Here is a 509-nt window from a genome sequence, read left to right as displayed (position 1 = left end):
ACGTAAATAACTCACTCTTAAATAACATATACAATGAAACAGATAATCAAAACATTTTCTCTCGTTCTAGTCTCTCTATCAGCTCTGCTTTTTGCGAGTAGTTGCAAGGATGACCTTAAGCCTCAGGAGCAGGAGGTGGATTTTTCCGTCTCCTGCACCCCGCCACAAGCTCAGATAGAGCGTGAGGGACAGATGGTGACCACCCAGCTCTTAATAACAGAGCAAGAGGTGGAGTGCCCACGTCCGACAAAGTATAGCGTCAGCTTTGCTTATGACGAGACAGTAGGCACGCTCCTCTTCCTCGGTAAGAGCGTACAGAGTGGTGCCTCTATCCCGCTAGCGTCCCTGACGAACCTTAGCCTGACCTATCAAGCTAAGGAGCTTGTGGGAACAAAGTCAAAGTGACCGTCACCAACGATGCCCCTAAGGCTGTAAGCAAAGAGGCAACGTGGACAGTCAATGCAGACGACACCTACAGTGTGGAGACCTCACAGGAAGGTGAGGGAGAG

The 509-nt window shown here is 49.7% G+C and carries 1 protein-coding gene; it reads left to right on the top strand.

Going from position 1 to position 509, the window contains the following annotated elements:
* Positions 1 to 33 precede the first annotated feature (33 nt).
* Positions 34 to 405, top strand: a complete 372-nt coding sequence (locus PORUE0001_RS05005) for a hypothetical protein (protein WP_007365385.1) — start codon at positions 34 to 36, stop codon at positions 403 to 405.
* Positions 406 to 509: the final 104 nt, after the last annotated feature.

This window comes from Porphyromonas uenonis 60-3 (assembly GCF_000174775.1).
GTDB classification, from domain to species: domain Bacteria; phylum Bacteroidota; class Bacteroidia; order Bacteroidales; family Porphyromonadaceae; genus Porphyromonas; species Porphyromonas uenonis_A.
The sequence above is the reverse complement of the archived record's forward strand: the minus strand, read 5'-3'. Positions and strand labels throughout refer to the sequence as shown.

What these genes read in the sequence shown, in the direction of transcription:
- PORUE0001_RS05005 (WP_007365385.1), top strand. Translation starts at nt 34, where the DNA reads ATGAAACAGATAATCAAAACATTTTCTCTCGTTCTAGTCTCTCTATCA.